The organism is Blastococcus sp. SYSU D00669 (genome assembly GCF_054050715.1).
The window spans coordinates 16,879-34,729 of the sequence record NZ_JBJGZV010000032.1 but is presented as its reverse complement, the minus strand read 5'-3'; the positions used below and the strand labels follow the sequence as shown (position 1 = coordinate 34,729).

16 protein-coding genes and 1 tRNA gene are annotated in these 17,851 nt (G+C 74.4%); 15 read left to right on the top strand and 2 right to left on the bottom strand.

The window, feature by feature from the left end:
• Positions 1-29: 29 nt before the first annotated feature.
• The 6 genes from metG (at position 30) to ACI8AF_RS20080 (ending at position 6,846) form a co-directional block, all read left to right on the top strand.
• Complete coding sequence (gene metG / locus ACI8AF_RS20105) at positions 30-1,823, top strand: methionine--tRNA ligase (RefSeq protein ID WP_456541520.1); 1,794 nt, start codon at positions 30-32, stop codon at positions 1,821-1,823.
• Positions 1,820-2,710, top strand: coding sequence for a TatD family hydrolase (locus tag ACI8AF_RS20100; RefSeq protein ID WP_456541519.1), 891 nt, complete (start codon positions 1,820-1,822; stop codon positions 2,708-2,710). The genes metG and ACI8AF_RS20100 overlap by 4 nt, the downstream gene beginning before the upstream one ends.
• Before the next feature lie 39 nt (positions 2,711-2,749).
• Entirely contained in the window at positions 2,750-3,589 is an 840-nt protein-coding gene (locus tag ACI8AF_RS20095; RefSeq protein WP_456541518.1) for a hypothetical protein, read from the top strand.
• Positions 3,590-3,909: 320 nt separating this feature from the next.
• Entirely contained in the window at positions 3,910-4,995 is a 1,086-nt protein-coding gene (locus ACI8AF_RS20090; protein ID WP_456541517.1) for a ubiquitin-like domain-containing protein, read from the top strand.
• Complete coding sequence (rsmA, locus tag ACI8AF_RS20085) at positions 4,958-5,881, top strand: 16S rRNA (adenine(1518)-N(6)/adenine(1519)-N(6))-dimethyltransferase RsmA (RefSeq protein ID WP_456541516.1); 924 nt, start codon at positions 4,958-4,960, stop codon at positions 5,879-5,881. The genes ACI8AF_RS20090 and rsmA overlap by 38 nt, the downstream gene beginning before the upstream one ends.
• Positions 5,878-6,846 carry a 4-(cytidine 5'-diphospho)-2-C-methyl-D-erythritol kinase gene (locus ACI8AF_RS20080; RefSeq protein ID WP_456541515.1) on the top strand — a complete coding sequence of 323 codons (969 nt, stop codon included), beginning with the start codon at positions 5,878-5,880 and terminating at the stop codon, positions 6,844-6,846. The genes rsmA and ACI8AF_RS20080 overlap by 4 nt, the downstream gene beginning before the upstream one ends.
• A 7-nt stretch (positions 6,847-6,853) precedes the next feature.
• Here the strand turns inward: ACI8AF_RS20080 and ACI8AF_RS20075 are convergent, their stop codons facing one another.
• A complete protein-coding gene (locus tag ACI8AF_RS20075) occupies positions 6,854-7,486 on the bottom strand; it encodes a TetR/AcrR family transcriptional regulator (protein WP_456541514.1) in 633 nt (210 codons plus the stop codon).
• A gap of 89 nt (positions 7,487-7,575) precedes the next feature.
• Complete coding sequence (locus ACI8AF_RS20070; protein ID WP_456541513.1) at positions 7,576-8,577, bottom strand: acyl-CoA desaturase; 1,002 nt, start codon at positions 8,575-8,577, stop codon at positions 7,576-7,578.
• A 183-nt stretch (positions 8,578-8,760) separates the two neighbouring features.
• Between ACI8AF_RS20070 and ACI8AF_RS20065 the strand changes: the two genes are divergently transcribed.
• The 9 genes from ACI8AF_RS20065 to ACI8AF_RS20025 all read left to right on the top strand — a co-directional run bounded on the left by ACI8AF_RS20065 (position 8,761) and on the right by ACI8AF_RS20025 (position 17,561).
• Positions 8,761-8,833, top strand: a tRNA-Gln gene (locus tag ACI8AF_RS20065).
• Between the two features lie 34 nt (positions 8,834-8,867).
• Positions 8,868-10,349 (top strand): bifunctional UDP-N-acetylglucosamine diphosphorylase/glucosamine-1-phosphate N-acetyltransferase GlmU, encoded by a 1,482-nt coding sequence (gene glmU, locus ACI8AF_RS20060; protein ID WP_456541512.1) that lies wholly within the window; start codon positions 8,868-8,870, stop codon positions 10,347-10,349.
• 21 nt (positions 10,350-10,370) lie between these two features.
• Positions 10,371-11,351 (top strand): ribose-phosphate diphosphokinase, encoded by a 981-nt coding sequence (locus tag ACI8AF_RS20055; RefSeq protein ID WP_456541511.1) that lies wholly within the window; start codon positions 10,371-10,373, stop codon positions 11,349-11,351.
• Between the two features lie 243 nt (positions 11,352-11,594).
• The gene (locus tag ACI8AF_RS20050) at positions 11,595-12,299 is read left to right on the top strand and encodes a 50S ribosomal protein L25/general stress protein Ctc (protein ID WP_456541510.1); all 705 of its coding nucleotides are present in this window, start codon (positions 11,595-11,597) and stop codon (positions 12,297-12,299) included.
• Positions 12,300-12,361: 62 nt separating this feature from the next.
• On the top strand, positions 12,362-12,946 hold the full coding sequence (pth, locus tag ACI8AF_RS20045) for an aminoacyl-tRNA hydrolase (protein ID WP_456541509.1): 585 nt from the start codon (positions 12,362-12,364) through the stop codon (positions 12,944-12,946).
• 210 nt (positions 12,947-13,156) lie between these two features.
• Entirely contained in the window at positions 13,157-14,656 is a 1,500-nt protein-coding gene (locus tag ACI8AF_RS20040) for a sugar transferase (protein ID WP_456541508.1), read from the top strand.
• Between the two features lie 150 nt (positions 14,657-14,806).
• Positions 14,807-16,072, top strand: coding sequence for a DUF1972 domain-containing protein (locus tag ACI8AF_RS20035; protein ID WP_456541507.1), 1,266 nt, complete (start codon positions 14,807-14,809; stop codon positions 16,070-16,072).
• Complete coding sequence (locus ACI8AF_RS20030) at positions 16,069-16,836, top strand: CDP-alcohol phosphatidyltransferase family protein (RefSeq protein WP_456541506.1); 768 nt, start codon at positions 16,069-16,071, stop codon at positions 16,834-16,836. The genes ACI8AF_RS20035 and ACI8AF_RS20030 overlap by 4 nt, the downstream gene beginning before the upstream one ends.
• Positions 16,837-16,889: 53 nt before the next feature.
• Positions 16,890-17,561 (top strand): hypothetical protein, encoded by a 672-nt coding sequence (locus ACI8AF_RS20025; RefSeq protein WP_456541505.1) that lies wholly within the window; start codon positions 16,890-16,892, stop codon positions 17,559-17,561.
• Positions 17,562-17,851 lie beyond the last annotated feature (290 nt).

Sequence of the window (17,851 nt, the reverse complement as noted above, 5' to 3'; positions counted from 1 at the left end):
CGCTCGACGGGGCTCACTACTCTCGTGCCGTGAGTGATCGGCACATCCTGACCGCCGTGGCCTGGCCCTACGCCAACGGCCCGCGGCACATCGGCCACGTCTCCGGCTTCGGCGTCCCGTCCGACGTCTTCAGCCGCTTCCACCGCATGAGCGGGGACGACGTGCTGATGGTCAGCGGCACCGACGAGCACGGCACGCCGATCACCGTCGCCGCCGACGCCGAGGGCGTGACGCCGCGGGAGATCGCCGACCGCAACAACCGGATCATCGTGGGCGACCTGGCCAGCCTCGGGCTGTCCTACGACCTGTTCACGCGGACGACGACGGTCAACCACGCCCGGATCAGCCAGGAGATCTTCCTCGGCCTGCTGAAGAACGGCTACGTCTTCCCCAAGACGACGCTCGGCGCGATCAGCCCGTCGACCGGGCGCACGCTGCCCGACCGCTACATCGAGGGCACCTGCCCCATCTGCGGCTACGACGGCGCCCGCGGCGACCAGTGCGACAACTGCGGCAACCAGCTCGACCCGACCGACCTCATCAACCCGGTCAGCCGGATCAACGGCGAGACCCCGAGGTTCGTCGAGAGCGAGCACTACTTCCTCGACCTGCCCGCGTTCACCAAGGCGCTGGGCGACTGGCTGGCCACCCGCAAGAGCTGGCGGCCCAACGTCCTGAACTTCAGCGTCAACCTGCTCGAGGACCTCAAGCCGCGCAGCTACACGCGGGACATCGACTGGGGCGTGCCGGTGCCGCTCGACGGCTGGCGCGACCGCCCCGACAAGCGCATCTACGTCTGGTTCGACGCCGTCGTCGGCTACCTCTCGGCGTCGATCGAGTGGGCGCGCCGCTCGGGCGACCCCGAGGCCTGGCGGCAGTGGTGGCAGTCGCCGGAGTCCGACGCCTACTACTTCATGGGCAAGGACAACATCGTCTTCCACTCCGAGATCTGGCCCGCGCAGCTGCTCGGCTACAACGGCGAGGGCGACAGGGGCGGGTCCGCCGGTGACCTCGGCCGGCTGAACCTGCCCACCGAGGTCGTCTCCAGCGAGTTCCTCACCATGGAGGGCCGCAAGTTCTCCAGCAGCCGCCAGGTCGTCATCTACGTGCGCGACTTCCTCGCCCGCTACGACGCCGACGCGCTGCGCTACTTCATCGCCGTCGCCGGGCCGGAGACCCAGGACACCGACTTCACCTGGTCGGAGTTCCGCCGCCGCAACAACGACGAGCTGGTGGCCGGCTGGGGCAACCTGGTCAACCGCAGCGTGTCGCTGGCGGCCAAGAACGTCGGCGCCGTCCCCACGCCGGCCGAGCTGACCGACGCCGACCACGGCCTGCTGGCCACCACCCGGGCCGCGTTCGCCACCGTGGGCGACCTGCTCGCGCGCAACCGGCAGAAGGCGGCGGCGACCGAGGCGATGCGCGTGGTCGGCGAGGCGAACAAGTACCTGTCCGACCAGGCGCCGTGGAAGCTCAAGGAGGACCCGGTCCGGCGGGACACGGTCCTGCACACCGCGCTGCAGGCGGTCAGCGACTGCAACACGCTGCTCACCCCGTTCCTGCCGCACTCGGCGCAGAAGGTGCACGAGCTGCTCGGCGGCACGGGCGTGTGGTCGCCGGCGCCGCAGGTGGTCGAGACCGAGGACCTCGACGACGGCTCGCCGTACCCGATCATCACCGGCGACTACGCCGCCGCCCAGGCGGTGTGGGCCTCGCGGCCGCTGGCGGCGGGGACGCCGCTGCAGCCGCCGACGCCGGTGTTCAAGAAGCTCGACGAGTCGGTCGTCGAGGAGGAGCTGCGCCGGCTGGAAGAGGGCGAGTGAGTCGCTCCGCCGCGTCCCGCGCCAACCGGCGCGGGGAGCTCCCGCCGTCCCCGGAGCCGCTGCCGTCCCCGGCGCTGGACAGCCACACCCACCTCGACATCGTCCTGGGCGCGCGCCCGGGGGACGACGACGAGGGCGACCTCCCCGCGCCCGAGGACGTCGACGCCGAGATCGCCGCGGCGGCCGAGGTCGGCGTCCCACGGCTGGTCCAGGTGGGCGTGGACGTCGCCTCGTCGCGGTGGTCGGCCGAGCTCGCCGCCCGGCACCCGAACGTGCTCGCCGCCGTCGCGGTGCACCCCAACGAGGCCGGCGCCGGCCGGGCGACCGACGACGCCCTGGCCGAGATCGACCGGCTCGCCGCCCAGCCCCGGGTGCGCGCCGTGGGGGAGACCGGCCTCGACCGGTACCGCACCGGGCCGGAGGGGTGGGCGGCGCAGGAGGCGTCCTTCCGGGCGCACGTCCGCATCGCCAGGGAACACGGGATCGCGCTGGTCGTCCACGACCGCGACGCGCACGAGGAGATCCTGCGGGTGCTCGAGGACGAGGGCGCTCCCGAGCACACCGTCTTGCACTGCTTCTCCGGCGACGCCGCCTTCGCCAAGGCCTGCGTCGAGCGCGGCTACGTGCTCTCCTTCGCCGGGACGCTGACCTTCGCCAACGCCGCCTACCTGCGCGAGGCCGCGGCGCTCACGCCGGTCGAGCAGCTGCTCGTCGAGACCGACGCGCCCTTCCTCACCCCGGTGCCGTTCCGCGGCCGCCCGAACGCCTCGCGGCTGGTGCCGCACACCGTCCGCGCCCTGGCGGAGGTGACCGGCGTGGAGCTCGAGCAGCTCTGCACGACCCTGACCGGCAACGCGGAGCGCATCTTCGGTCCCTGGGGGGACTAGGGATCCCGGCGCACAGCGAACCGATGCACACTGGACGCCGTGGGCCGCCTCATCGCCGTCGTGCTGTTCATCGCCGTCCTGGTGCCCGGCGTGCTGCTGTCCCGGGCCTGGTGGCTGGCGGCCGGCCGCCGGGCCGTCGCCTCCGCCGCCGTCGAGTTCGCCACCCCCGACCAGGACGGCGTCGCGACGCTGCGCCGGCAGGCGCAGCACGGCCGCCGGGTCCGCCGGCTCGGCTTCCTGCTGGGCGTCCTCGGCATCGTCGGCAGCATCGTGCTCTTCGCCGAGGCCTCGGTCTTCCTGTGGGTGCCGGCGCTGGCCGTCGGGCTGCTCGTCGGGGTCCTGCTGGCCGAGGCCACCCGGCCGCGGCCGCGCTGGCCGCTGACCGCCCCGCCGCGCCGCCCCCGCCTGGGCGAGCTGATCTCGGCGTGGCTGCTGTGGACCATGCGCGCGGTCGTCGCCGCCGAGGTCGTCGCGGCCGTCCTGCTCTGGCGCGACGGCCAGCTCGCCGACGCGGTGGGCTGGGTCGCCCTCGTGGTCCCGGTCGTCGCCTGGCTGCTGGCGGAGGTGGCCCTGCTGCGGGCGGTCGTCCGCCCGCTGCCCGCGGAGGGTGCCGACGTCCCCGTGGACGAGGCGCTGCGCACCTGGACCGCCCACCTCGTCGCCGCGGCGGCCAGCGTGCTGGCGCTGCTGCCCCTCGGCGCGCTCCTGCTGCTGGCCGGCATCGAGCGCGGCGACCAGGTGTCGGAGGGCTTCGACCTGCTCCCGGTGGCGCTGGTCGCGGGCGGCTTCTCGGCGCTCGCCGCCGGGGTCGCCGTCGGCGGGTTCCTGCTCACCTGGCTGCGCCCGGTCCGGGTGGACGAGCGCGCCCTCGCCGGCTGAGCGAACCCGTCCACGTGCCCGTCCGAGGGGGCGGTCACACTGTGGCGTCGGTCACCGGCCGAACCCACCGTGCGCACCCGTCCCAGCGGTCACACCCGGCACGTCCGTCACTCTACGTATCGGCGCGCCCACGAGGCGACATGGCGATCTCCTGGTTGACTGCCGTCGCACCTTGCTCCTCGCACCGTGTTCGTTATCGTGTCGTGACTGACAGCCGGGGTGGAGACCGACCCGGGCGGCGTTCACCGACCGGGGCTCCTCCTCCCGGTGGTGCGCGCGGTCCGGCTCCTGCCCGGGTTCCGTGACCCAGTGGAAGTGTCGTGCGCCGCTCCCTCCAGCTCAGCCTCTTCGCCCTCGTGCTCGTGGGGCTCGTCGGCGGCTCGGTGGCCTACTACCTGGCCCAGAAGTCGCTGACCCTCACCATCGACGGGCAGTCCCGGTCGGTCACCACCTACGCCGACACCGTGGGGGAGGTCCTGGAGGAGGAGGGCCTCGAGCCCGCCGCGCACGACGTCGTCCTCCCGGCCGAGGACGCCGAGGTCGGCGACGGCGACACCGTCGTGGTCAACCGCGCCCGCCCGCTGCAGCTCACCGTCGACGGCGTGAGCAGCGAGGTCTACGTCACCGCGCTGTCGGTCGACGAGGCGCTCGACCAGCTCGGCTTCCGCGCCCAGGACCTGGTGCTCTCCGCCAGCCGCAGCGAGCGCCTGCCGCTGGACGGCATGCAGCTGTCGATCACCACGCCCAAGGACGTCACCCTGGTCGTCGACGGCCAGCAGCGCGTGGTCACCACCACCGCGGCGACCGCCGGTGACCTGCTCGCCGAGCAGGGGGTCGTGCTGAGCGAGACCGACCGCACCAGCCTCTACCCGACCCAGGCGCTGCTCGACCGGATGCGGCTGCAGGTCTTCCGGGTCCAGGTCTCCGACGTCACCGAGGTCACCGCCGTCCCGCACGGCCGGGTCGAGACCCCCGACCCCGAGGCGTTCGAGGGCGACGAGACGGTCACCCAGCCGGGGGCGGACGGCGAGCAGACCACGGTGTGGCGGGTGACGGTCGTCGACGGCGTCGAGACCGGCCGCCAGCAGCTGTCCTCCACCGTCACCAAGCCGCCGGTGGACGAGCTGGTCACGGTCGGCACCAAGGAGCGCCCGGCGAACACCCCGTCCGCCGACGGTCTCGACTGGGCCGCGCTGGCGCGCTGCGAGTCGGGCGGCAACCCGAGCATCGTCAGCGCGAACGGCCTCTACCACGGCCTCTACCAGTTCTCCGTCTCCACGTGGCGCTCGGTCGGCGGTACGGGCCTGCCGTCCGAGGCGTCCCCCGACGAGCAGACCTACCGGGCGCAGCTGCTCTACCAGCGCACCGGTGCCAGTTCGTGGCCGCACTGCGGCCGGTACCTGTGACCCGGTCGCGCTGAGCACGTCCCCCGAGCCCGCCGACGGGCTGCTGGGCCCGGCCGCGATCCGCGACCTGGCCCGGCAGCTCGACTTGCGGCCCACCAAGTCGCTCGGGCAGAACTTCCTGCACGACGCCAACACCATCCGGCGGATCGTCCGCACGGCCGGGGTGCGTCCCGACGACGTCGTCTGCGAGGTGGGCCCCGGTCTGGGCTCGCTCACCCTCGGGTTGCTGCCGGCCGCGGCCTCGGTCGTGGCGGTGGAGATCGACCCCCGGCTGGCCGACCTGCTGCCGCGGACGGTGACCGAGCGGCTGCCCGCGCTCGCCGACCGGCTCACCGTCGTCCGGGCCGACGCCCTCCGCGTCGAGGAGCTGCCCGGGCCGCCGCCGACCGCCCTGGTGGCCAACCTCCCGTACAACGTCGCCGTGCCCGTGCTGCTGCACCTGCTCGAGCTGCTGCCGTCGCTGCAGCGGGCGCTGGTCCTCGTCCAGGCCGAGGTGGCCGAGCGGCTGGCCGCCGAGCCCGGCACCCCCGCCTACGGCGTCCCGTCGGTCAAGGCAGCCTGGTACGGCGAGGTGCGCCGGGCCGGGTCGGTGGGACGGCGGGTCTTCTGGCCCGAGCCCAACGTCGACTCGGGCCTGGTGGCGCTGGTCCGCCGTCCGCCCCCGCCGGGGGACCGCGCGGCGACGTTCGCCGTGGTCGACGCGGCCTTCGCCATGCGGCGCAAGAGCCTGCGCGGGGCGCTCGCCCGGTGGGCGGGCAGCCCCGCCGCCGCCGAGGCGCGGCTGCGCGCGGCGGGCATCGACCCCGCGGCCCGCGGCGAGCAGCTCTCGGTGGTGGACTTCGCCCGCCTCGCAGCCACCCCGGTGGCGGAGGATGGCCAACCGTGAGCTGGTCGACGCACGGCGGCCCGGGGCGGATCGCCGGGGACGGCGCGGTGGTGGCCCGCGCGCCGGCGAAGGTCAACGTGCACCTGTCGATCGGTCCGCTGCGGCCCGACGGCTACCACGACCTGCAGACCGTCTTCCTCGCCGTCTCCCTGTTCGACACCGTCACGGCCCGGCCGGCCGAGGGGTTGGCGCTGACCGTCTCGGGGGAGGGGACGGCGCCCGGCACGGGTGTCGACCACGTGCCCACCGACCGCCGCAACCTCGTCTGGCGCGCCGCCGTCCTCCTGGCCGAGCACGCCGGGGTCAAGGCGCACGCCGCCATCGACATCACCAAGGCCATCCCGGCCGCCGCCGGCCTCGCCGGGGGCAGCGCCGACGCCGCGGCCGCGCTGGTCGCCCTCGACGCGCTCTGGAACACCGGCGCGACCCGCGGCGACCTCGCCGACCTGGCCGCGCAGCTCGGCAGCGACGTCCCGTTCAGCCTGCTCGGCGGGGTGGCGCTCGGCAGCGGCCGCGGGGAGCGGCTCTCGCCGGTGCTGGCGCGCCGGCAGTCGTACTGGGTGCTGGGCATCGCGCGCGAGGGCCTGGCGACGGCCGCGGTCTACGCCGAGCTCGACCGGCTGCGCGCCACCGGGCGGCTGCCCGACGGCACCGACGCGCCGTCGATGCAGCCGGTCATCGCCGCGCTCGGCAGCGGTCCGCCGTCCGCGCTCGCCCAGGCGCTGGCCAACGACCTGGAGACCCCGGCGGTCAGCCTGCGACCGGAGCTGCGGCGGGCGCTGCGGGCGGCGACCGACGCCGGCGCGCTGGCGGCCTTCCTCAGCGGATCGGGCCCCACGGTGGCCGCGCTGGCCGAGGACGAGGAGGCCGCGGTCCGGCTGGCCGCCACCCTGGCCGGCGAGGGCGTCTTCCGGACCGTCCGGGCCGTGCACGGCCCGGTGCCCGGCGCCCGCCTCGTGGGCTGAGGGGTCCTCAGGCCTCGCCGACCAGGCCGGGGGAGGGCTCCAGGTGGGAGACGCCGTTGTAAGCCAGGTTCACCAGGTGGGCGGCGACCTCGCGCTTGCCCGGTGACCGGGTGTCGAGCCACCACTGCCCGACCAGCACGACCATGCCCACCAGCGCCTGGCTGTACAGCTCGGCCAGCTGCGGGTCGTAGCCGCGCAGGTCGAACTGGTCGGCCAGGATGTGCTCGACCTTGCTGGCCACCTCGCCGATCAGCGTCGAGAAGGTGCCGGCGCTGTTGGTGACCGGCAGGTCGCGGGTGAGCACGCGGAAGCCGTCGGTGTCGTCCTCGATGTAGTCGAGCAGGACGAGCGCGGCGCGCTCGAGCAGCTCGCGGGGCGTGCCGGGCGTCGACAGCGCCGAGGTGAACCGGTCGAGCAGCAGCTGCATCTCCCGGTCGACGACGACGGCGTAGAGCCCCTCCTTGCCGCCGAAGTGCTCGTAGACGACCGGCTTGCTCACGTCGGCGCGGGCGGCCACCTCCTCGATCGAGGTGGCCTCGTAGCCCCGCTGACCGAACAGCTCCCGGCCGATGTCGAGCAGCTGCTGCCGCCGCTGCGCACCGGTCATCCGCACCCGGGGACGGGCCGCACTGCTGCTCATGGCTGCCATCGTCCCCCGGGAAGCGCTCCGCCCGGGCGTCCGGCGGCGGCCGGGTCGCCCGGGCGGAGGAGGCGGGGGGTCGGCTCGGGTCAGGTCGTCGCCGGCTCGGGGGTGCGTCGCTTGGCGGCGAGCCGGACCGGGTCGGGCCACTTGACGTCGCGCGCCCAGCCGAGCTTCTCGAAGACCCAGATGACCCGGGCGCTGATGTCGATCTGGCCCCGCAGCACGCCGTGCCGGGCACAGGTCGGGTCGGCGTGGTGCAGGTTGTGCCACGACTCCCCGGCGCTGAGGATCGCCAGCGGCCAGAAGTTGGTGGACCGGTCGCGGGCGACGAACGGCCGGTTGCCGATCGTGTGGCAGAGCGAGTTGATCGACCACGTCACGTGGTGCAAGAGCGCGACGCGCACCAGGCCGGCCCAGAAGAACGCCGTCCACGCGCCGGTCCAGCTCATCGTGACCAGGCCGCCGATCAGCGCCGGCAGGAAGAAGCCGAGGCCGGCCCAGAGCACGAACAGCCGGCTGGTGCGGAGCAGCGCGGTGTCCTTGAGCAGGTCGGGGGCGTAGCGCTGCGGGTTGGTCTGGCGCTTGTCGAACAGCCACCCGATGTGCGCGTGGAACATGCCCTTGGTCAGCGCCCGCAGGTCGTCGCCGTAGCGCCAGGGGGAGTGCGGGTCGCCGGCGCGGTCGGAGAAGGCGTGGTGGCGGCGGTGGTCGGCCACCCACTGCACGACCGGGCCCTGGACGGCGACCGAACCGGCGATGACGAGCGCGATGCGCAGCGGCCGGCTCGCCTTGAACGAGCCGTGGGTGAAGTGCCGGTGGTAGCCGACGGTGATGCCGAGCAGCCCGATCGCGTAGAAGACGACGAACAGGGTGACGTCGGTCCACGACAGGCCCCAGCCCCACACCGCCGGGACCACGGCGGCCAGGGCGAGGAACGGCACGAGCACGAAGACGTAGAGGGCCAGCTGCTCGCCGGGGCGCTTCACCTCCCCGAGGGCGTTGGCCGGCAGCCCGGCGTCCGGATCGGCGGGACCGGCGGGCCGGGGAACGCGGGGGCGGGCGGGCCGGTCGAGCGAGGGAGCGGACAAGGGGCCTCCGGGAGCGCGGGGCGGACAGGGGGAACCGGCTCCGGGGCGGGGCCGACCGAAGCTACGTCGCCGTAACCTACGTGGCCGTAGGAATGCCCGCGATCCCGCCTCCCCAACCGTCCGCGCCGCAGATCGCCGACGGCCTAGGCTGCTCCCGGGCGCCCGGTGCGAGCCGTCGCCCGGTGGGGGATGGGGTAATCGGCAGCCCGCCGGCCTTTGGAGCCGGGAAGTCTCGGTTCGAGTCCGAGTCCCCCAGCCGAGAGCACCGTCCGACAGGCATGAGGAGTCCCGTGAGCCCGCAGCCCGCCCCGACGGTCGCCGCCGTCGTCGTCCTCGCCGCCGGCCAGGGCACCCGCATGCGCTCGCGGCTGCCCAAGGTGCTGCACACCCTCGGCGGCCGGTCGCTGCTCGGCCACGTGCTCGCGGCGACCGAGCCGCTGGGGGCGGCGCGCACCGTGGTCGTCGTCGGGGCCGGCCGGGAGGCCGTCGAGGAGCACCTGGCCGGGATCGCCCCGGACGCCGTGCCGGCCGTGCAGGAGGAGCAGCGGGGTTCCGGCCACGCCGCGGCGATCGGGCTCGACGCGCTCGCCGGGATCGAGGGCGCGGTGCTCATCGTCAACGGCGACGCGCCCCTGCTGCGGCCGGCCACCGTCGTCGACCTGGTGGCGACCCACCAGGAGGACCGCAACGCGCTGACCGTCCTCACCGCCGTGGTCGACGACCCGACGGGGCTGGGGCGGATCGTCCGCAACCGCGACGGGGCGGTGCGCGCCATCGTCGAGGAGCGCGACGCCGACCCGGGCCAGCGCGCGATCGCCGAGGTCAACGCCGGCGTCTACGTGGGCGACATCGCCGCCGTCCGCGACGCGCTGCGCGAGGTCAAGGGCGACAACGACCAGGGCGAGATCTACCTGACCGACGTCCTGGCCCTGCTGGTGCGCGACGGGGCGCGGGTCGGCGGGCACGTCGCCGAGGACCCGGCCGACGTGCTCGGCTGCAACGACCGGCGCGAGCTCGCCGCGCGTCGGCGGACGCTCAACGACCGCGTGCTCGACGAGCTCATGGTCTCGGGCGTGACCGTCGTCGACCCGGCGACCACGTGGGTGGACGTGACGGTCACCGTCGACCCCGACGCCGTCCTGCAGCCGGGCACCCAGCTGCTCGGGCGCACGTCGGTGGCCGCCGGCGCCGTCGTGGGCCCGGACACCACGCTGACCGACTGCGAGGTGGGCGAGGGGGCCGAGGTGGTGCGCTCGCACTGCTCCGGCGCGCAGATCGGCCCCGCGGCCAGCGTGGGTCCCTTCAGCTACCTGCGCCCGGGCACCCGGCTGGCCCGCGGGGCGAAGGTGGGCGCCTTCGTCGAGACCAAGAACGCCGCCGTGGGCGAGGACTCGAAGGTGCCGCACCTGTCGTACGTGGGGGACGCGACCATCGGCACGGGCGCCAACATCGGCGCCGCGACGATCTTCGTGAACTACGACGGCGTGGCCAAGCACCACACCACGGTCGGCGACCACGTGCGGATCGGGTCCGACACCATGCTGGTCGCCCCGGTGACCGTCGGGGACGGCGCCTACACCGCCGCGGGCTCGGTCATCGTGTCCGACGTCCCACCCGGCGCCATGGCCGTCGCGCGGGCGCAGCAGCGGAATGTGGGAGGCTGGGTGCGCCGCCGCCGAGCCGGGACACCCGCCGCGGAGGCCGCGGAGGCGGCCGAGGCGCGGGCCGCGGAGTCCGACGCCGGCACGCCCGGAGGCACCACCACGGACTGAGAGCTAGGGGCAGACGAGCCGATGAGCGTCATCCGGCAGACCACCAGCAAGAGCCTGATGCTCTTCTCCGGCCGGGCCTACCCCGAGCTCACGGCCGAGATCGCCGGTCACCTCGGCGTCACCCCCACGCCGACCGCCGCCTACGAGTTCGCCAACGGCGAGCTGTTCGTGCGCTTCGAGGAGTCGGTACGCGGCTGCGACGCCTTCGTCGTGCAGAGCCACACCGCGCCGATCAACACCTGGCTCATGGAGCAGCTGATCATGGTCGACGCGCTCAAGCGCGCCTCGGCCAAGCGGATCACCGTCGTCGCCCCGTTCTTCCCCTACGCCCGCCAGGACAAGAAGCACCGCGGCCGCGAGCCGATCTCGGCCCGCCTGGTGGCCGACATGTTCAAGACCGCCGGCGCCGACCGGCTGATGGCCGTCGACCTGCACACCGCGCAGATCCAGGGCTTCTTCGACGGGCCGGTCGACCACCTCTTCGCCCTCGACCTGCTGGTCGGCCACGTCTGCGAGCGGTGGGGCGACCGCGACCTCACGGTGGTCTCCCCGGACTCCGGCCGGGTCCGCGTCTCCGAGCGGTGGAGCGACAAGCTCGGCGGCGTCCCGCTGGCCTTCATCCACAAGACCCGCGACCCCATGCGCCCCAACGAGGTGGTCGCCAACCGCGTGGTCGGCGAGGTCGAGGGCCGGGTCTGCATCCTGGTCGACGACATGATCGACACCGGCGGCACGATCGTGAAGGCGGCCGAGACGCTGTTCGAGGCCGGCGCCGCCGACGTCATCGTCACCGCCACGCACGGGGTGCTCTCCGGCGCGGCCGTGGACCGGCTGAAGAACAGCCGGGTCAGCGAGGTCATCGTCACCAACACCCTGCCGATCGAGCCGGCCCGCCAGTTCGACAAGCTGACCGTCCTGTCCATCGCCCCGCTGCTGGCGCGGGCGATCAAGGAGGTCTTCGAGGACGGCTCCGTGACGTCGCTCTTCGGCGGCGCCTCGTAGCGGGCGCGGCCCGCGGAGCCCGCTCTTCCCCCGCTCCACCCGTCCTGCAGCACGGGCGAGGCGGGGGGACGGCGGGCGATGCGCCCCACGAGGTGGGCGGACGGCGGTTCCGCGGGCTGGGGTACCCTCGAGCACAGCCCGGCGAGGGAGCGCGTGCTCCGTGATCGACGTGCGTGTGCCCTCCGCGGGTGTGCTGCGCGCCGTGCGCCGGACCGCAGACCCGATACCAAGGAGCACACCACCGTGGCTGACTTCCGCCTCGACGCCGAGGTCCGCACCGAGTTCGGCAAGGGCAGCGCCCGCCGGACCCGTCGCGCGGGCCGCATCCCGGCCGTCCTCTACGGGCACGGCCAGGACGTCGTCCACCTGTCGCTGCCGGCCCGCGAGTTCGCCGCGGCGCTGCGCAACGGCGGCAGCAACGCCCTGCTCACCGTCGTCCTGGACGGCAAGGAGCAGCTGGCGCTGACCAAGTCCGTGCAGCGCGACCCGCTGACCCGCCAGCACGAGCACGCCGACCTCCTGATCGTCCGCCGCGGCGAGAAGGTCACCGTCGACGTGCCGGTGACCGTGGTCGGGGACGCCGCCGCCGAGACGATCGTCAACATCGAGCTCAACACCGTCTCGGTGCAGGTCGCCGCGACCAGCATCCCCGAGACGATCGAGGTCGACGTCACCGGCCGCGAGGCCGGCCACGGCGTCACCGCCGGCGAGCTGGCGCTGCCGGGCGGCGCGACGCTGCTCACCGACGCCGAGGCGCTCGTCGTCAACGTGTCGGCCGCGCAGTCCGCGGAGGCCCTCGAGGCCGAGCTCGCCGAGGCCGAGGCCGAGGCCGGCATCGAGCGCGAGGAGTCGGCCGAGGCCGCCGAGGGTGCCGGCGAGGGCGACGTCGTCCCCGAGCCGCAGGACCAGGGCAGCGGCGAGTCGGTGGAGTCCACCGAGAACAGCTGAGGGTCCCGCTGAGCGAGAACACGACCCGCGGGGGCGCCGGCACCGCCGGCGCCCCCGTCGTCGTGCCCGAAGGCCCCTTCCTGGTCGTCGGGCTCGGCAACCCCGGGCCGGGCTACGCCGGCAACCGGCACAACGTCGGCGTCATGGTGCTCGAGGAGCTGGCCTCCCGCGCCGGCATCCGGCTCTCGCCCGGCAAGGGGGCGCGGGCACGTGCGCTCTCCGGGGAGGGGCGGCTGGCCGGCCGGCGCGTCGTCCTCGCCCGGCCGACGACGTACATGAACGAGTCCGGCGGGCCCGTCCGCGGTCTGCTCGACTACCACCACCTCGACCCCGCCGACCTCGTCGTGCTGCACGACGAGCTCGACATCCCCTTCGCCAGCGTCCGGCTCAAGCGCGGCGGCGGCGAGGGCGGGCACAACGGGCTGCGGTCGATCACCCGCTCCACCGGCACCAAGGACTACCTCCGGGTGCGGGTCGGCATCGGCCGCCCGCCGGGCCGGCAGGACCCCGCCGACTTCGTCCTCAAGGACTTCTCCGCCACCGAGCGCAAGGAACTGCCGTTCCTGGTCTCCGAGGCCGCCGACGCCGCCGAGCTGCTGCTCGCCCGCGGTCTCGAGGCCGCGCAGAACGAGGTCCACCCGCGCTGATGACGCTGCGCGGTGCCCGGCTGCGCAGAGGGGTGAACGGCTTCCCGAACGGGTGAAGCACCGGGTGGTCGTATTGACGCTCTTGTGACGCTCTGTGAGTGTTTTCCTCTCATCGAGCCGGAGGCCCCGCATTCCAGCTGGCTGGGGTGCGCGTGGTCGGAGCACCGGCTGTGGCGTCGGCTACAGAGTGTCACGACAACGGGGGAAGTCATGTTGCTCCAGCACAGCCAACGCGGTCCGGCGGAGCTGGCTCTGCTCGGCCGGCCGGGGGCGGCGGCCGCCCCGCCCAGGTCCCGGCGGCTCGGCCGCCGTGCCGCACCGGGCTGGGTCCGCGCCTACTCGGCGGCGCTGGTCGTGTTCGAGGCGCTCGCCGCCGCGGTCGCCGGTGCCGCCGTCGTGCTGACCCGCCCGGGCGGGATCGACGTCAGCAGCACCCTCTTCTGGTCGGCCGTGGCCCTCGTGGTCGCCTGGCCGGCGCTGCTGGCCGTCAGCGGCGCGCACTCCGAGCGGGTCTTCGGCACTGGCAGCGACGAGTACCGCCGGGTCGGGCGGGCCGGCTTCCTCCTGCTGGCGATCACCGGGTTCGTCTCCTACGCCATGGTGCTCGAGCTCAGCCGTGCCTTCGTGGTCATCGCGATGCCGACGCTGGTCGTGGTCACCGCCCTCGGGCGCTACGCCGCCCGGGGGTACCTGCGCCACCTGCGCAGCCTGGGCCGCTGCACGAAGAAGGTCGTCGTCGTCGGGCGCGGCGGGGCGGTCCTCGAGATGGTCGCCCGGCTCGAGCGCGAGCACTACGCCGGTCTGGAGGTCGTCGCCGCCTGCGTCACGCCGGCCGACCGGGTCACGGTCGCCGAGGGCGCGGGCGTCCCCGTCGGGGGCCTCGACGACGTCGTCGCCTTCGCCGGCCGCTTCGGCGCCGACACCATCGCCGTGACGTCGGCCAGCGAGACCGCCGCCCAGTACCTCCGGCAGCTGTCGTGGCAGCTGGAGGGCACCGGCATCGAGCTGCTGGTGGCCCCCGGCCTGATCGAGGTCGCCGGGCCCCGGCTGCACATCCGCCCGTTCGAGGGTCTGCCGCTGCTCTCGGTGGAGCAGCCCTGCTTCGAGGGGTGGCGCCGGGTCGTCAAGGGCGGCGTGGACCGGTCCGCCGCCGCGCTCGCGCTGCTGCTGCTGGCCCCCGTGATGATCGGCATCGCGCTCGCCGTGCGGCTGACCAGCGCCGGTCCGGTGCTGTACCGCCAGGAGCGGATCGGCGTCAACGGGCAGTCGTTCACCATGCTCAAGTTCCGCAGCATGGTCGCCGACGCCGACCGGCGGCTCGAGGAGCTGCGCGGCGACAACATCTCCGACGGCCTGCTGTTCAAGATGCGCGCCGATCCGCGGGTCACCCCGGTGGGCCGCTGGCTGCGCCGGCTGTCGCTCGACGAGCTGCCCCAGCTGTTCAACATCCTCGGCGGCTCCATGTCGCTGGTCGGCCCGCGGCCGCCGCTGCCCGCCGAGGTCGCGAACTACGACTCCCAGGTCAGCCGCCGGCTGCTCGTGAAGCCCGGCCTCACCGGCCTGTGGCAGATCTCCGGGCGCAGCGACCTGTCCTGGGAGGAGTCGGTCCGCCTCGACCTCCGCTACGTCGAGAACTGGTCGCTCGCCCTGGACCTGCTCATCCTCTGGAAGACCGGCCGCGCGGTCCTGTCCCGCTCCGGCGCGTACTGAACCCGGCCCGAGCGGCCGCCGGATCGTGGAGGGCGTCACCCGTGGGGGTGACGCCCTCCCGTCGTCCGGGGTCGAGATCGCAGGTGATCGGGGAGTCTGGGACGGCGTCCGGCGGTTCCGGCCACCGGGCGCGACCTTGCTGCAGACGGGATGGACGAGGACACCATGCGGATCGCGATGGTCGGGACACGAGGTGTCCCCGCCCGCTACGGCGGCTTCGAGACCGCCGTGGAGGAGGTCGGCCGCCGGCTGACCGAGCGCGGGCACGAGGTCGTCGTCTACTGCCGCACGGTGCCCGGGCAGGGCGAGCGCCTCCCCGAGCACCTCGGGATGCGCCTGGTCCACCTCCCCGCAGCCCGCAAGCGGTCGCTGGAGACGCTGACCCACACGGCGCTGTCGGTGGCCCACCTCGTCCGTCACCGCACCGACGTCGCCTTCGTATTCAACGCCGCCAACTCGCCGCTGCTGCCGCTGCTGCGCCTCGCGCGCATCCCCGTCGCCACCCACGTCGACGGCCTGGAGTGGAAGCGCGCCAAGTGGGGGCCGGCCGGGCAGCGCTACTACCGGGCCGCCGAGGGGCTTGCGGTCCGCTGGTCCGACGCGCTCATCGCCGACGCGGTCGGGATCGCCGACTACTACGAGCACGAGTTCGCCGCCCCGACGACCCTGCTCACCTACGGCGCTCCGCTCATCGCGCCGGGGAGCGACCGGCTCGCCGAACTGGGCCTGGCGCCCGGCGGCTACCACCTCGTCGTCGCCCGCTTCGAGCCGGAGAACCACGTCGACGTCATCGTCGACGGCTACGTGCGCAGCGCGGCCCGCAAGCCGCTGGTCGTGGTCGGCTCGGCGCCGTACTCCGACGAGTACACGGGCAGGGTGCACGCCCTGGCCGACGACCGGGTGCGCTTCCTCGGCGGCGTCTGGGACCAGGTGCAGCTGGACCAGCTGTACGGCAACGCCTACACCTACCTGCACGGGCACTCGGTCGGGGGCACGAACCCGTCGCTGCTGCGCGCGATCGGCGCCGGCGCCGCGGTCATCGCCTTCGACGTCGACTTCAACCGGGAGGTGGCCGCCGACGCCGGCCGCTACTTCGCCGACGCGGCCGGGCTCGCCGCCTGCCTGCAGGCGGCGGAGGCCGAGCCGGGCGCGGTCCGGCAGGCCGGCACCCGCGCCCGCGCGCTCGCCGCCGGCTACGACTGGGACGACGTCGCCGCCGGGTACGAGGACCTCGCCCGCCGGCTCGCCGCGCGCGACGTCCCCGCCCGCCGGCCGACCGGGCGGAGGGTGCGGGCGGCCGGGGCCGACGTGGTCCCGCTGTCGGAGCTGCTCGTGCCCGCGCCGGCCCATCCCCTGGACAACGCGCCCGAGATCCAGCCGATTCCCGGGGCGGCGAGCGGAGGAACCCAGCGATGAGCACCACGACCCCGGCCGCCACCCTGGCAGCGCCGGCGGGGGAGTCGCTGGCCGCGACGATCCGCCGGCTGGCCGCCGCGCAGAAGGGGGCCCAGGGCGCTCCGGCCTACTCGCGGTTCGTCAACCGCAAGCTCGGCCGCGTGCTCGCCGCCCTCGCCTTCCACGTCCGGCTGACGCCCAACGTGGTCACCGCGATCAGCGCGTGCTTCACCGCCACGGCGATCACCCTCGTCGCGGTGCTCGACCCGTCCTGGCCCGTGGCCGCGGCGGTGACCGCCTGCCTGGTCGTCGGGTACGCGTTCGACGCAGCCGACGGCCAGCTGGCGCGGCTGCGCGGCGGCGGCTCCCCGGCCGGGGAGTGGCTGGACCACATGGTCGACGCGGCCAAGACCTCGAGCCTGCACCTGGCCGTGCTGATCAGCCTGTACCGCTCCGAGGTCGTCGGTCGCGGGGCCTGGCTGCTGGTGCCGATGGGCTTCGCCGTCGTCGGCGCCGTGCTCTTCTTCGGCACGATGCTCAACGAGGCCCTCCGCGAGCGGCACGGCGCGGTCACCCGCGCGACCCGCACCGGCCAGCGCCCGAGCGTCCTGCGCTCGCTGCTCGTCGTGCCCACCGACTACGGCCTGCTCTGCTGGGTCTTCCTGCTGCTGGGCGCGCCGCTCGTCTTCTTCTCCGTCTACACGGCACTCTTCGTCGCGACGGCCGGCTACCTGGTGCTGGCCTGCGGCAAGTGGTTCCGCGAGATCGGCCGACTGCCGCGATGAGCTCGAGCACGGACGGCGGCGCCCACGGGGCGACCGCCGGGGGGAAGGACGCTGTGACCACGACCGAACCGTCGACCCGGCGACCGGCGCCGGAGGGTGGGGAGCGCCGCCGGCGCACCCTGGTCCTGGCCGCCGTCGCGGTGGTCGTGGTGGCCGCCCTGGTGGCGCTGCTGGTGGTGCTGAACGACGACAACGGGACGTCGGAGTCGGCCGAGGGCGGTGCCACCGCGAGCAGCACCGAGCCGACGCGGGACACCGGCGTCATCCCGAACCCGCCGACCCCCACGCCGACCGGCCCGACCGAGAACGTGGACCAGCTGCCGCCCGGGCTGCCCGAGGTGCCCCTGGACGCCCCGGCCGCCGTGGGCAACGGCGTCGTCGCCACGCTCACCGGCATCGAGGCGATCGAGGGCACGGCGAACGGCCCGGGCAACGTCGCGGGCCCCGCGCTGCGGGTGACCGTGCGGGTCGAGAACGGCACCGCCGAGGCGATCACGCTCGCCGGCGCCGCGATCAACATGTACTACGGCGCCGACCGCACGCCCGCGTCCCCGCTCGACGACCCGTCGCAGCGGCCGTTCGGCATCGACATGGTCGAGCCGGGCGACGCGGCCGAGGGCACCTACGTCTTCACGGTGCCCGCGGACCAGCGCGACCTGGTCACCGTGGAGGTGGGCTACCAGGCCGGCGCCCCGCTGCTGCTCTTCAGCGGCCCCGTCTCCTGACGGCCGCCGGTGCCGAGGCGCGTCGCTCACCCTGGGTGACGCAGCGCCTCGGCTGCCGGTGACGATGCGTCACGGTCGGACCGACCGTCGGGCGGGGCGCACTCCGGGTTAAAGGGGGTTTACAAGTCCCTGCGGCCGGGGTCGGCCACTACATCGAGTGACATGCAGCCCCCTGTCGTGCGGGCAGTCGTCACACCTAGTATTCGGCGCCGGCCGCACCAGGCCGTCGACGGCTACCACGGGGACGAGAAGACAGATGACTGCAGGACCGACCACTCCGAGACGTTTCC